General features: G+C 64.0%; 14 protein-coding genes. 6 read left to right on the forward strand and 8 right to left on the reverse strand.

What is annotated here, in order from left to right; all coding sequences use genetic code 11:
- Window positions 1-32: 32 nt before the first annotated feature.
- The 3 genes from lptF to ACI48I_RS12750 are packed head-to-tail and all read left to right on the forward strand — an operon-like array spanning window position 33 to window position 2,756.
- Window positions 33-1,175, forward strand: a complete 1,143-nt coding sequence (gene lptF / locus ACI48I_RS12740; RefSeq protein ID WP_193686562.1) for an LPS export ABC transporter permease LptF — start codon at window positions 33-35, stop codon at window positions 1,173-1,175.
- A 10-nt stretch (window positions 1,176-1,185) separates the two neighbouring features.
- On the forward strand, window positions 1,186-2,379 hold the full coding sequence (gene lptG, locus ACI48I_RS12745) for an LPS export ABC transporter permease LptG (protein WP_193686561.1): 1,194 nt from the start codon (window positions 1,186-1,188) through the stop codon (window positions 2,377-2,379).
- The gene (locus ACI48I_RS12750; protein ID WP_498574386.1) at window positions 2,379-2,756 is read left to right on the forward strand and encodes a sirohydrochlorin chelatase; all 378 of its coding nucleotides are present in this window, start codon (window positions 2,379-2,381) and stop codon (window positions 2,754-2,756) included. Before lptG ends, ACI48I_RS12750 begins: the two co-directional genes overlap by 1 nt.
- 178 nt (window positions 2,757-2,934) lie before the next feature.
- Here the strand turns inward: ACI48I_RS12750 and yghU are convergent, their stop codons facing one another.
- Window positions 2,935-3,777 (reverse strand): glutathione-dependent disulfide-bond oxidoreductase, encoded by an 843-nt coding sequence (yghU, locus tag ACI48I_RS12755; protein WP_498574387.1) that lies wholly within the window; start codon window positions 3,775-3,777, stop codon window positions 2,935-2,937.
- A gap of 277 nt (window positions 3,778-4,054) precedes the next feature.
- Between yghU and ACI48I_RS12760 the strand changes: the two genes are divergently transcribed.
- Window positions 4,055-4,483 (forward strand): hypothetical protein, encoded by a 429-nt coding sequence (locus tag ACI48I_RS12760; protein ID WP_498574388.1) that lies wholly within the window; start codon window positions 4,055-4,057, stop codon window positions 4,481-4,483.
- Window positions 4,484-4,489: 6 nt separating this feature from the next.
- Here ACI48I_RS12760 and cobA read toward each other — a convergent pair whose 3' ends face one another.
- The 6 genes from cobA to ACI48I_RS12790 are packed head-to-tail and all read right to left on the reverse strand — an operon-like array spanning window position 4,490 to window position 10,488.
- On the reverse strand, window positions 4,490-5,239 hold the full coding sequence (gene cobA / locus ACI48I_RS12765; protein ID WP_498574389.1) for a uroporphyrinogen-III C-methyltransferase: 750 nt from the start codon (window positions 5,237-5,239) through the stop codon (window positions 4,490-4,492).
- 12 nt (window positions 5,240-5,251) lie between these two features.
- The gene (locus tag ACI48I_RS12770) at window positions 5,252-6,559 is read right to left on the reverse strand and encodes a sulfate adenylyltransferase subunit 1 (protein WP_193686556.1); all 1,308 of its coding nucleotides are present in this window, start codon (window positions 6,557-6,559) and stop codon (window positions 5,252-5,254) included.
- Window positions 6,559-7,497, reverse strand: a complete 939-nt coding sequence (gene cysD, locus ACI48I_RS12775) for a sulfate adenylyltransferase subunit CysD (protein WP_193686555.1) — start codon at window positions 7,495-7,497, stop codon at window positions 6,559-6,561. The genes ACI48I_RS12770 and cysD overlap by 1 nt, the downstream gene beginning before the upstream one ends.
- Before the next feature lie 24 nt (window positions 7,498-7,521).
- Window positions 7,522-8,238, reverse strand: coding sequence for a phosphoadenylyl-sulfate reductase (locus ACI48I_RS12780; RefSeq protein ID WP_193686554.1), 717 nt, complete (start codon window positions 8,236-8,238; stop codon window positions 7,522-7,524).
- A gap of 11 nt (window positions 8,239-8,249) precedes the next feature.
- Window positions 8,250-8,810: a DUF934 domain-containing protein gene (locus ACI48I_RS12785; protein ID WP_193686553.1), complete on the reverse strand. Its 561-nt coding sequence runs from the start codon at window positions 8,808-8,810 to the stop codon at window positions 8,250-8,252.
- Complete coding sequence (locus ACI48I_RS12790) at window positions 8,803-10,488, reverse strand: nitrite/sulfite reductase (protein WP_193686552.1); 1,686 nt, start codon at window positions 10,486-10,488, stop codon at window positions 8,803-8,805. The genes ACI48I_RS12785 and ACI48I_RS12790 overlap by 8 nt, the downstream gene beginning before the upstream one ends.
- A gap of 167 nt (window positions 10,489-10,655) precedes the next feature.
- Between ACI48I_RS12790 and ACI48I_RS12795 the strand changes: the two genes are divergently transcribed.
- Window positions 10,656-11,594, forward strand: coding sequence for a CysB family HTH-type transcriptional regulator (locus ACI48I_RS12795; RefSeq protein WP_193686551.1), 939 nt, complete (start codon window positions 10,656-10,658; stop codon window positions 11,592-11,594).
- Between the two features lie 15 nt (window positions 11,595-11,609).
- The gene (locus ACI48I_RS12800; protein ID WP_193686550.1) at window positions 11,610-12,260 is read left to right on the forward strand and encodes a class I SAM-dependent methyltransferase; all 651 of its coding nucleotides are present in this window, start codon (window positions 11,610-11,612) and stop codon (window positions 12,258-12,260) included.
- Between the two features lie 129 nt (window positions 12,261-12,389).
- Here ACI48I_RS12800 and ACI48I_RS12805 read toward each other — a convergent pair whose 3' ends face one another.
- Window positions 12,390-13,406 carry a porin gene (locus ACI48I_RS12805; protein ID WP_193686549.1) on the reverse strand — a complete coding sequence of 339 codons (1,017 nt, stop codon included), beginning with the start codon at window positions 13,404-13,406 and terminating at the stop codon, window positions 12,390-12,392.
- Between the last annotated feature and the right edge of the window lie 39 nt (window positions 13,407-13,445).

Here is a 13,445-nt window from a genome sequence, read left to right on the forward strand (position 1 = left end):
ACGACCGCTCAACCTGCAATTATAACTATCGAATGATTTTCCAACGCGCCCTGCATCGTGAACTGGCCAGCGCAGCCGGGGCTAGCTTCACGGTATTGTTCACGGTGTGCGTCACCTGGACCCTGATTGCCATCCTCGGCCGGGCTGCGGGCGGGCGCGTCGCATCGGGCGACGTCGTCGCATTGATTGCGTTTCAGTCACTGAATTATCTGCCAACTGTCCTGATCCTCACCAGCTTTATTTCGGTGCTGGTCGCGGTCACGCGCAGCTACCGCGATTCCGAAATGGTCGTCTGGTTCGCCTCGGGCCAGTCGCTGCTTGCCTGGATTCGTCCGGTGCTGGTCTTCGGCGTGCCGCTGGTGCTGCTGGTGGGCGCGCTGTCGATGGTGGTCGCGCCCTGGGCCAAGATGAAGAGCACGGAATTCATCCAGCGCTTCGAGAAGCGCGAAGACCTCAAGCGCGTGGCGCCCGGCCAGTTCCGCGAGTCCTCGTCGAGCGACCGCGTGTTCTTCGTCGAAGGCAGCACCAACGGCTCCACCGTGGTCAAGAACGTGTTCGTGAGTACCAACCAGAAGGACGGCAGCTCCATCGTCGTCGCACGTGAAGGCGTGGTCGAAGCGGACGGCAAGGGCGGCCAGTACCTGGTGCTGAAGAACGGGCGGCGCTACCAGGGCGTGCCGGGCAAGGCCGATTTCCAGTCGATGGAGTTCGAGCGCTACAGCATGCGCGTGGCGACCAAGGTCCCGGTATTGGGCGCCGACGTGCCGCTCGATGCGCTCCCCATGACGGCACTGCTGGCCGTGGAAAACCAGTGGACGCGTTCCGAACTGCTGTCGCGCATCTCGGCGCCGATCATCTGCCTGGTGCTGATCCTGCTCGCGATCCCGCTCGGCTTCGTCAATCCGCGTGCCGGCAGTTCGGCCAACCTGATCCTCGCGCTGCTGATCTTCTTCACCTATAACAACCTGGTCAAGATGGCCGAGGCCAGCGTCAAGCAGGCCAAGATCGATTTCGCGATGGCCTGGTGGCCGCTGCATCTGCTCGCCGCGCTGATCGTCTTCGGCCTGTTCGCCTGGCGCCTGAACGTGAACCATCATTACCACCCGCTGGTCCTGATCAATGCCTGGAAGCGCCGCCGCCTGCACCGCGCGCATGCCCAGGTCGAGGCCCGATGAAAGTCCAGCCATGAAAGTATTACAGCGCTATTTCGCGATCAACATCACGCAGGCAGTCGTCTTCGTGCTGTTCGCCTTCCTCGGCCTGATCGCCTTCATGGACCTGACCACCGAACTGCCTTCGGTCGGCAAGGGCAACTACATGTTCCAGCACGCGCTGCTGTACGTGCTGCTGATGCTGCCGGGGCACGTGTACGAGGTGATGCCCGTGGCCGCCCTGATCGGCACCATCTACGCGATGGCGCAGTTCGCGCAAAGCTCGGAATTCACGATCATGCGGGCGTCCTCGATGTCGACCCGCATGGCAGGCTGGATGCTGTTCAAGATCGGCATCGTGTTCGTCATCGTCACCTTCATCTTCGGCGAACTGATCACGCCGCGCACCGCGCCGCTGGCGGAAAAGGTGCGCCTGTCGGCGAAGGGCTCGACCCTCGCTTCGGAATTCCGCTCGGGGATGTGGACCAAGGATAACGTGCACGCGCCGGGACCGAACGGCGTGCGCGGACCGATCGTCGGCTCGCGCTTCTTCAATGCGCGCCAGATCCGTCCGGACGGCCAGCTGCTCGACGTGCGCCTCTACGAATTCGACAACGCGATGCGCATGCGCGCCCTGATCACGGCCGCCAGCGCCAGCTTCAGCGGCAACGGCACCTGGCGCCTTACCGACGTCACCGAAACGCAGTTCTCCAACAGCCGCACGCTGCCCGATCCGGGCGCGCCCGTACCCAAGGGCCAGACCATCCAGAGCACCTACGGACAGGAGACCAGCGCGGTCGCCACCCGTAAACTCGCCAGCCTGGACCTGGTCTCGGAAATCACGCCGAAGATCCTGCAGGTCTCGCGCCGCGATCCGGAGCGCATGTCGGCCAACGAACTGGCCGTGTATTCGCGCCACCTGGTGGAGAACCGCCAGGAGAGCGAGCGTTTCCGGATCGCCTTCTGGAAGAAGATCATCGATCCGCTGGCGATCTTCGTCCTGATGGCGCTCGCCTTGCCCTTCGCCTACCTGCATACGAGGAGCGGCGGCGTGAGCCTCAAGATCTTCATCGGCATCATGATCGGCGTCGGCTTCATCCTGATCAATTCGCTGTTCTCGCACATCGGGCTGCTCTCGACCTGGCCGGCCTTCCTCACCGCCGTGGCACCGAGTTTGCTCATGCTGCTGATGGCAATCGGCGCGCTGCGCTGGGTAGAAAGACACTGATGGCACACACGAAAAAAGCGCTCGTCCTCTTTGCCCACGGCGCGCGCGCCGCGTCCTGGGCCGCGCCCTTCGAGAGATTGCGCGACCTGACGGCGGCACGGCTGCCGGATTGCGCGGTGCGGCTGGCCTTCCTGGAGTTGATGGAGCCGCGCTTGCCGGAGACGGTCGCTGCGCTGGTGGCCGAGGGCGTGGACGAGGTGACGATCGTGCCGGTGTTTTTGGGACAGGGCGGGCATTTGCTGCGGGATCTGCCGCTGTTGGCGGAGGGATTGCGGACCGCGCATCCGGGGCTGCGCTTGAGCGTGGCCGGTGCCGTCGGCGAGGACCCGGGGGTACTCGCCGCTATGACGGACTATTGTGTCCGGTCGACCGGGTAAACCGCATCGGTTCAATCTAATCGAGACCGTCGCGTAACGTAGGGTGGGCACTTGTGCCCACGCGTTCGGACGCTGTTTAATTCTCGACTATCGACCGTGCGTAACGCGTGGGCTCGGGAGCCCGGTGAACCCGCCTTCGTGGCCATTGGCCACGAAGGCCCCTACGTTACGCACCGTCTCAGTCCAGATCAGAAGCATCGTGCCTTTCCGGCACCTGCTCCTCCGGATTGCCGCGCACCTTGTTGACCCTGCGCCCGCGCTTCACGGCCGGACGCGCACCCACTTCCTCGGCCCAGCGCCGCACGTGCTTGTACTCGTGCACCGACAGGAACTCGCCCGCCTCGTACAGTTCGCCCAGCACCAGGTTGCCGTACCAGGGCCAGATCGCCATGTCGGCAATCGTGTACTCGTCGCCGGCGACGAAGCGGTGCTCCGCCAGCTGGCGGTCCAGCACGTCGAGCTGGCGCTTGACTTCCATCGCATAGCGGTCGATCGGGTATTCCAGCTTCTCCGGCGCGTAGGCGTAGAAGTGGCCGAAGCCGCCGCCCAGCAGGGGACCGGAACCCATTTGCCAGAACAGCCAGTTCAAGGCCTCGGTGCGCGCCGCCACCGCCTTCGGCAGGAAGGCGCCGAACTTGTCGGCCAGGTAGAGCAGGATCGAGCCCGATTCGAAGACGCGCACCGGCTGGTCGCCGCTGCGGTCCAGCAGCGCCGGGATCTTCGAGTTCGGGTTCACCTCGACGAAGCCGCTCGAGAACTGCGCCCCTTCGTTAATCTTGATCAGCCAGGCGTCGTACTCCGCCTCTCGATAACCGGCGGCGAGCAGCTCCTCGAGCATGATCGTGACCTTCTGGCCGTTCGGCGTGGCCAGCGAATACAGTTGCAGCGGATGCTTGCCGACCGGTAGTTCGGCCTCGTGCGTCGGTCCCGCGACCGGGCGGTTGATGTTGGCGAACATGCCGCCGTTCGATTGCGGCGGGGTCCATACCTTGGGCGGTACATAGCTCGGTTTGTCGGTCATTCGATTCTCCTCGATGGATGGGTGAGGGACGCCATGCGCCCGTGTCGAAAATGCATGTGGGAAGAGCTTACCCGAGTCGCCGCGATCATGCAGGGCAGGTGGCCATTTGCCGCGGAGGGCGATTTCCTTGACGCGGTGCCAACAATCGGGGCGAATGCACGAATGCTTGTTTCACATCAGCTCGCAGTGCCGCCGGCCGGTTTGACAGCCCCTGCGAAGCCGCCCACACTGCTCGGGCATTTCAAGCCGCGTTCACTCATCCACTCCACGCCGCTCCATGCTCCCATCCTTCGTCAGACAGGCCCTCATAACGCTCCTGCGCCCGCGCGCAGGCCGGGCGGCGTCCGGCTTGCGCCTGCCGGGCGGCCTGTTCGCGCAGACCCGCTGCGCGCGCCACATCGACGCCACCGCGCGCCGGATCGCCGCCATCGGCGCCAGGATCGCGACCCTGTCGGGCCGCCTGCACGCCGGCAGCATTCCCGGCATGGTCGACGCCGACCGCAGCCTGCGGCGCATGTTGGGAGAATTGAAGGAAGACCTGACGGCCATGCGCCGCGACCTGGCGCGCTGGCACAGCCGCGAATGTGCGGGGCGCGCCGGAGCGCGACTGGAAACGGCGATCGCGCGCCTGAACCAGGTGAATGCGGATACCCATGCGGCAGCCGACCGGCTGCTGGGGCAAATCGAGGAATACGACCGGGCCTGAAGGGCCTCAGGCGTCCTGTGCCAGGGAAGTCGAAGCCAGCGCCGGCTGGTGCACGCGCAGGCGCAGCGCCTCGCCGATCATCACCAGCACCGGACCGTGGGCCGCTTCCAGCCCGCGCGCGAGGTCGGTCAGTGTCAGGCGTTCGATGCGCTCGTCGACCCGGCTGCAGTTTTCCACCACCACCACCGGCGTGTCGGCGCGCCGCCCCTGCGCCAGCAGGCGTTCGGCGGTGGCCGCGGCTTCGCGTCCGCCCATGTACTGGACCATCGTGTCGGTGTGGGGCAGGGCGGTATGTTCCGGCTGGTCCGGACCGGTGCTGGAGGTGAAGAAGGCGACGCTGCGGGCGACGCCGCGCTTGGTCAGCGGTTGTTTGGTGGCGGCGGCCGCGGCCACCGCGGTGGTGATGCCGGGGATGACCTCGACCTCGATTCCCTCGGCCTCGAGGGCACGCAATTCCTCGTCGGCGCGCCCGAACAGCATCGGGTCGCCCCCTTTCAGGCGCACGACGGTGGCGAATTTGAAGGCGCAGTCGACCAGCAGGGCGTTGATCGCCTCCTGGGCGACCGAGCGCTGGCCCGAGCGTTTGCCGACCGAAATCAGCTCGGCTTGCCCGCAGAGCGCGAGCATCTCGGGCGTCACCAGCGCGTCGTAGAGCACGACGTCGGCCTGCCCCAGCAGGCGTGCGCCGCGCACGGTGATCAAGTCGGCGGCGCCGGGCCCGGCGCCAATCAGATAGACCTTGCCCTTTACCGCCATCGAAATCCTCCCTTATTCGCCCAAGCGGATCATACCCGCCGCAACGGTCTGGTGCGTGACTTCGTCGATCAGGATGAAAGCGCCGGTAGCGCGGATGTCGTCGTAGGCGTCGGCCGCCAGCGGCTGCTGGACGGACAAAGCGATGCGCGCGATGTCGTTCAGCTTCAGGCCCTCGGCCGCATGGCGTTGCTGGGTGTTGATGTCGAGGATGGAGTCGACCTTGGTCACCTTGGCGGCCGTCTGGCGCGTGCCGTGCTTGATCCAGTACTTGCGGCGCAGGTCGAGCGGCTCGTCCGACATCCAGCACACGTCGGCCACCACCTGCTTGAGCAGGGTCGCAGGCGCCTCGGCGCCGGCGAGGGTATCGCCGCGCGAGATGTCCAGGTACTCTTCCAATAGCAGCGTCACCGACTGGCCGACATTCGCGCTCGTGAGCGAACCGTCGAAAGTCAGGATTTCCTTGACCGTCGCGCTCTGGCCCGATGGCTGTACGACCAGCTTGTCGCCGACCGAGACCTTGCCCGACTCGATGCGGCCCATGTAGCCGCGGAAGTCGTTCGCTTCGTGGCCGTTGTGGCGGGCCACCAGCTGCACCGGGAAGCGGAAGGGCGCGTCGTGTGCTTCGTCATAGACCGAGAGCGACTCGAGCAGCTCGATCAGGGTCGGGCCGGTGTACCAGTCCATGTTGCTTGATGCTTCGACCACGTTGTCGCCGGCCAGCGCCGACAGCGGGATCGCGGTGACGTCCTTCAGGCCCAGCGAATCGGCAAACTCCTGGTACGCGGCGACGATGCGGTCATAGACAACCTGGTCGTACTTGACCAGGTCCATCTTGTTGACGGCGACGATCACGTGCTCGATCTGCAGCAGCTTGGCGATGGTCGAGTGGCGCTTGGTCTGGATCAGCAGGTCGACCTTGCCGTCCTCATGCAGCTTCACCTTCGAGACGTCGACCAGGATGATGACGGCGTCGGCGGTCGAGGCGCCGGTCACCATGTTGCGGGTGTACTGCTCGTGGCCCGGGGTGTCGGCGATGATGAACTTGCGCTTCGGCGTCGCAAAGTATCGGTAGGCGACGTCGATCGTGATGCCTTGCTCGCGCTCGGCTTCGAGGCCGTCGGTCAGCAGCGACAGGTCGATCGTGTCGCCCACGGTGCGCTTGTGCTTCGAGCGCGAGACGGCGGCCAACTGGTCCGCGAAGATGCCCTTGCTGTCGAACAGCAGGCGGCCGATCAGGGTGCTCTTGCCGTCGTCGACGGAACCGGCGGTGATGAAGCGCAGCAGGCTGTGTTGAGTAAGATTCTCGGTCATGGCATTCATCAGAAATATCCTTGCTTCTTGCGTTTTTCCATCGAGGCTTCGGAGGTCTGGTCGTCCATCCGGGTGGCGCCGCGTTCGGTCACTTGCGTGACGGCCGTTTCGGCGATGATCGCCTCGACCGTGCCGGCATCGGAGGAGACCGGGCAGGTGCAGCTGATGTCGCCGACGGTACGGAAGCGCACCGTTTGCGTTTCCACCGTTTCGCCTTCTTTTGCCGGCGTGAGCGGGGTCAGCGGCACAAGCAGGCCGTTACGTGGAATCACCTCGCGCTGGTGCGCGAAATAGATCGACGGCAGGGCCAGCTTTTCGCGGGCGATGTACTGCCACACGTCGAGTTCGGTCCAGTTCGAGATCGGGAACACGCGCATGTTTTCGCCCGGGTGGACGCGGGTGTTATACAGGTCCCACAGTTCCGGGCGCTGGGCCTTCGGGTCCCATTGGCCGAATTCGTCGCGGAAGGAGAAGATGCGCTCTTTCGCACGCGCCTTTTCCTCGTCGCGGCGGGCGCCGCCGATGCAGGCGTCGAAACCGTGTTCGGCGATCGTTTCCAGCAGGGTCACGGCCTGGGCCGCATTGCGCGAATCGGTCTGCGGATTGCGCAGGCGCACCGTGCCTTTACGAATCGATTCCTCGACCGAGCCGACGATCAGGCGCTCGCCCAGTTCGGCGACGCGCGCATCGCGGAAGGAGATGACTTCGTCGAAGTTATGGCCGGTGTCGATATGCACCAGCGGGAAGGGGAATTTGCCGGGGCGGAAAGCCTTTTCGGCCAGGCGCAGCAGCACGACCGAGTCCTTGCCGCCCGAGAACAGCAGGGCGGGATTCGTGCATTCGGCCGCCACTTCGCGCAGGATGTGGATCGCTTCCGATTCGAGCGCGTCGAGGTGGCGCGCATTGACGGTGGCGAGGATGCCGGCGTTGTCCAGGAGGTTGCTCATGTTTGCCTTGTGTTCGTGTGTGGCTCAAGCTGCCACGGATTTAATTCGGATCAGTTTGCCGTCGACCACGTGCAGGCCGCATTCCTTCGAGTCGGCGTTTTCCCACCACCAGCGTCCGGCGCGCACGTCCTCGCCCGGCTGGATGGCACGGGTGCAGGGTTCGCAGCCGATCGACGGATAACCGCGGTCGTGCAGGGCGTTGTACGGCACATTGTTGGCGCGGATGTACTCCCAGACCTCGGCCTCGCTCCAGTCCGCCAGCGGATTGAATTTGGCCATGCCGTGCGCCGGATCGTCTTCCTGCACCGCCAGCTCGGCACGCGTGCTCGACTGTGCACGGCGCTGGCCCGTGATCCAGGCCTTCTTGCCGGCCAGCGCATGGCCGAGCGGCTCGACCTTGCGGATGCGGCAGCACTCCTTGCGCATCTCGACGCTGTCGTAGAAGGCGTTCAGGCCGTTTTGCGTGACATACCGGTCGACTGCCGCCGGGTCCGGGCGGAACAGGGCGATGTCGACACCATAGGTCTCCTTGACGGCGTCCAGCACGGCCAGGGTTTCCTTCGGCAGGCGGCCCGTTTCCAGTGAGAAGATGCCGATCGGCAGCTTCGCACGCAGGATCAGGTCGGTCAGCACCATGTCTTCGGCTGCCAGGCTGGAGGCGAACACGGCCGGCGTGAACTCGGCCGCGATGCGCGCCAGGATGGCCTGCGTATCCGATACGCGGGTAGCGAGGTCGCTCATGGTCTGTGTCCTCAGATGCCGGCGCCGACGTCGCTGTGTTCGAGCGGCACGTCGCGTTCCTTGCGGCGGAACAGCGGCAGCGGCTGGTCGACCGAGGCTTGGTAGGTTTCGGAAAACACGGTCAGGCCCTTCAGCGCGTCATGGATCGACCGGTCCTTGCGCGTCGCATAGGCATTGAAGCCGACGCGCGACATCGAGAACAGCTGGTCGCGCAGGACGTCGCCGATGGCGCGCAGTTCGCCGGTGTAGCCGAGGCGCTTGCGCACATTGAAGGCGATCGAATAGCCGCGGCCGTCGCTGAACTTCGGGAAGTCGACGGCGATCACGGCAAAGCGGTCCGCATCGCCCTTGAGGGCTTCGAAGCGCTCGTCGGCGGCGATCCAGACACCGAGTTCGGCGCGCTGCGACAGCGTCTCTTTTTGCGCCAGCCAGACGGACAGCGGCACGATGACCTTGCCTTCAGGGACGACCACGCCTTCCGGCGTCTCGTTTTCTTCGAGGCGCAGCACGCGCCAGTCGTCGGCGACGACTTCGCGGCCGCGGATGATTTGTTCGTGAACTACTTCAAGCATGGTCTTCCCCAACCAGTTCGCCCTTGGAAATCGGCGTGGCGTATACGTGTTCCTTGAATGGTGCGATGCCCAGGCGCTGCGCCGTTTCGACGAAACGCTCGCCTTCGAAGCGGTTCTGCACATACACCTGCAGCAGGCGGTCGATCACTTCCGGCATCTGGCCGCCGGAGAACGACGGGCCGATGATCTTGCCGATCGCCGCATCCTTGCCCTGGGCGCCGCCGATCGAGACCTGGTACCACTCGCTGCCGTCCTTGTCGACACCCAGCACGCCGATCGAACCGACGTGGTGGTGGCCGCAGGCATTGATGCAGCCCGAGATGTTCAGTTCGATGTCGCCGATGTCGTGCTGGAAGTCGAGGTTGTCGAAACGCTCGGCGATGGCCGCCGCGATCGGGATCGATTTCGCATTCGCCAGCGAGCAGAAGTCGCCGCCCGGGCAGGAAATGATGTCGGTCAGCAGGCCGATGTTTGGCGTCGCCAGGCCTTTCGATTTCGCCAGTGTCCAGACTTCGAACAGGTCCGATTGCTTCACATCCGCCAGCACCAGGTTCTGCTCGTGCGTCACGCGCAGTTCGCCGAAGCTGAATTTATCGGCCAGGTCGGCGACGAAGTCGATCTGCTCGGCGGTCGCGTCGCCCGGCGGCACGCCGGTCTTCTTCAGCGACAGCACGACCGAGGCATAGCCCGGCACCTTGTGCGGCTTGACGTTGCGGTTGAGCCAGTTACCGAAAGCCTTGTTGTCTGGGTGCGCCAGCAAGGGATTGCTGTCGTCCAGGGTAGCGTAGGCGGGCGCCTCGAAATAGGCGGCGACGCGGTCGTATTCCTCGCGGCTCAGCGTTTCCGGACCATCCTTCAGGTCTTGCCACTCTTCCTCGACCAGGCGCGAGAATTCCTCGACGCCCAGGGCCTTCAGCAGGATCTTGATGCGGGCCTTGTACTTGTTGTCGCGGCGGCCGTACGAGTTGTACACGCGCATCACGGCTTCGGTATAGGTCAGCAGGTGCTGCCAGGGCAGGAATTCGCGGATCACGCTGCCGATGATCGGCGTACGGCCCATGCCGCCGCCGGCCATGAAGCGGAAGCCGACTTCGCCGTCCTCGTTCTTCACCAGGGTCAGGCCGATGTCGTGGATCGCGATCGCGGCGCGGTCTTCCACGGCGCCGTTGATCGCGACCTTGAACTTGCGGGGCAGGGCGATGAACTCGGGGTGGAAGGTGCTCCACTGGCGCAGGATCTCGGCGAACGGACGCGGATCCATGATCTCGTCGGCCGCCACGCCGGCGAATTCGTCGGTCGTAATGTTGCGGATGCAATTGCCCGAGGTCTGGATCGCGTGCATTTCCACCGAAGCCAGGTCGGTCAGGATGTCCGGGGTCTGCTCCAGCTCGATCCAGTTGAACTGGATGTTCTGGCGCGTCGTGAAGTGGCCGTAGCCGCGGTCGTACTTGCGCGCGATGTGCGCGAACATGCGCATCTGGGCGGTCGACAGCAGGCCGTAGGGAACCGCGATGCGCAACATGTAAGCATGGCGCTGCATGTACAGGCCGTTTTGCAGGCGCAGCGGCAGGAATTCTTCTTCGGTCAACTCGTCGTTCAGGCGGCGGGCAACCTGGTCGCGGTATTGCGCAATGCGCTCGCGGACGATGAGATGGTCGTATTGATCGTAACGGTACATAATTGTCCTGGAGGAAATCGGGGTATGGGCCCGGTAAGCTAGCTCGCATGGTAAACCCCAGCAGCTTTATTCCAAACGACTGACAATTTATTTGCTTATATACGGTAGTGGCATAAGCAATCGCATAAAATACGGATTGGCATTTACACCATCACATAACAACAGGAATGAACCTTCACCAACTGCGTTTCGTGCGCGAAGCCGTGCGCCAGAACTACAACCTCACCGACGCCGCCAAGGCCTTGTTCACGTCGCAGCCGGGGGTGTCGAAAGCCATCATCGAGCTCGAGGAAGAGCTGGGCGTCGACATCTTCACCCGCCACGGCAAGCGCATCCGCGGCCTGACCGAGCCGGGCCGGCTGGTGCTGGAGTCGGTCGAGCTGATCATGCAGGAAATCGAAAGCCTGAAACGCATCGGCAAGGAATACGCGGCCCACGACAGCGGCAGCTTCACCATTGCCACCACGCACACCCAGGCGCGCTACATGCTGCCGAAAGTGGTGCAGGCCTTCATGGCGAAGTACCCGAAGGTGCGCCTGTCCCTGTTGCAAGGCAATCCGAAGCAGATCGCCGACATGGTGAAAACGGGCCAGGCCGACCTGGCGATCGCCACCGAAGCGATCGCGGCGATCGACGGCCTGGTGACCTTGCCCTGCTACCAGTGGGAACACGTGATCGTGGTGCCGCCGGAACACGAGCTGCTGCGCTCGAAGGCGATTTCGCTGGAAGAGATCGCCGGTTACCCCCTGATCACTTATGATGCCGCCTTCGCCGGCCGCAGCAAGATCGACCACGCCTTCAACCTGCGCGAACTGAAGCCGGATGTGCTGCTGGAAGCGATCGACGCCGACGTCATCAAGACCTATGTCGAGCTTGGCATGGGCGTGGGCATCATCGCCGGCATGGCCTTCGATGCCGAGCGCGACCGCAACCTGCGCACGATTCCCGTCGGCCACCTGTTCGGCATGAACGTGTCGCGGGTGGCGGTGAAGCAGGGCGCTTACCTGCGCAGTTATATTTATACCTTCATCGAGCTGCTGGCCCCGAGCCTGAACCGCAAGATGGTCGAAGCCGCAATGCGCGGCGGAGAAAACTACGAGCTGTAAGAGTCAGAGAAAAACATGAGCAATCAACAAGTAGCAAAGTATTACGCCCTGCTGGGCGAGGCCGTCGAGGACAAATACCTCGAGCCGGACATGGATGAAGACATCGACGACATGAGCATCCACCTCGGCAACGTGCTTGCCGGGCATACGGTGCTGGAACTGGGCTGCGGCACCGGTTTCTGGACCGAAGTGGCGGCCGAGTCGGCGCAATCGGTGCTGGCGGTGGACATCAACGCGAACCTGGTCGACATCGCCCGCGAGCGCGGCATGCCCGAAGGCAAAGTAACCTTCCGCGTTGCCGACGCCCTCGACCTGCCGGAAGACATCGGCAAATTCACGGCGGTACTGGTCAGCTTCCTGTGGTCGCACCTGAACAAAAAAGAGCAGGAACAGCTGCTGGCGACGCTCAAGAAGCGCCTGGGCAAGGATGTGCTGCTGGTGATCCTGGACGATTCCTTCGTCGAAGGTTTCAGCGAAACCATTGCGCGCACGGATGCGGACGGGACGACCTACGAGATCCTGACGGCGCCGGAAGGCGAGCGTTTCGAGCTGCCGAAGAGTTACCAGTCGGACAGCGCGTTACGTAAGCGCCTGGGCAATGTCGGCAAGGAGATCAAGATCGAGCGGATCGAGTTTTTCTGGATATTGACCTGCCGCCTGAAGTAAGCCGGAGCGTGGTGTAACGTATGGGGTCATGGAGGCCATTGGCCTCCATGACCCCATACGTTGCGCAACTGACGGTGGCATAAAAAACGCGCGTGAATCACGCGCGTTTTTCATTTCAGGTTACGCCAATCAGAACGCGTGACGCACACCCACCGTGAACGCGGTCGGGTCCGCACCCAGCGCGGTCGCCACCGGCGTCACGTTGTTCGACGACGAGTTCAGGCCGAACACGCCGCGATCGTTGTTGCGCATCGAGCCGTAGGCGGTGTACAGGTTGGTGCGCTTGCTCAGCGCGTAGCTGTAGGCCAGGGACCAGGCGTTGCCGCGGGCGCCATTATCGATTTCGTTGCGCTGCAGGTTCGCGTAGAACTTGTTCGAACCCATGGTGTAGACACCGCCCAGGTTGATCTGCTCGAACTTGTTGTTGGCGCCGGCCTGGTCGGCCGCCAGGTAATTGGCCTTGATGTCGAAGTCGCCCAGCTTGACGCCGGCGCCGAGCGCGAGTTCGCGGTCGTCACTGATCGCAACACGCTCCAGCCGGTGGTAGCCGGCGCCGACGTAGAACGGGCCGTTCGCATATTCCAGCGCCACGCCCAGCAGGTTGCCGTTCGGACCGTCGGTCGTGCGCTCCCCGGCCGAGTACGCAGCCAGCACGCTGAAGCCTGCCATCGGGGCGCTCTTGAAGTTCACGGAATTGCTCAAGCGGCGCGTCAGGCGGTTGGTGGTGAAGGCCGACAGGTTGCTGCCGTAGAAGCCCTGGCCGAGCGCGTCGGTGGCGGCGGCGATCGACGCGATCGGGCTGTATTCCCGGCCCACGGTCAGCTGGCCGAAGTTGCCTTGCAGGCCGACCACCGAGCGGCGGCCGAACAGGGCCGAGTCCGCGGCGCCGGTGTCGAGCGACACGCCGGCTTCGATGTTGAAGATTGCCTTCAGGCCATTGCCCAGGTCTTCGGTGCCGCGGAAGCCCAGGCGGCTGCTCGACTGGTTGCCCGAGTTGATGACGGTGCGGCGCTTTTCGCCCGGTGCGTCGGTGTCCTCGACGGCGACGGCCGCGTCCATGATGCCGTAGACGGTGACGTTGGTCTGCGCATGCGCGAACAGCGGAAGGGTCGTGATCAGCGCGGCGGCCAGGGCTTTGTATTGCATGAAGATCTCCAATAAGGTGACGAAGGACTGAGTTGGCAA

It is taken from the genome of Massilia sp. LXY-5, from assembly GCF_059801075.1.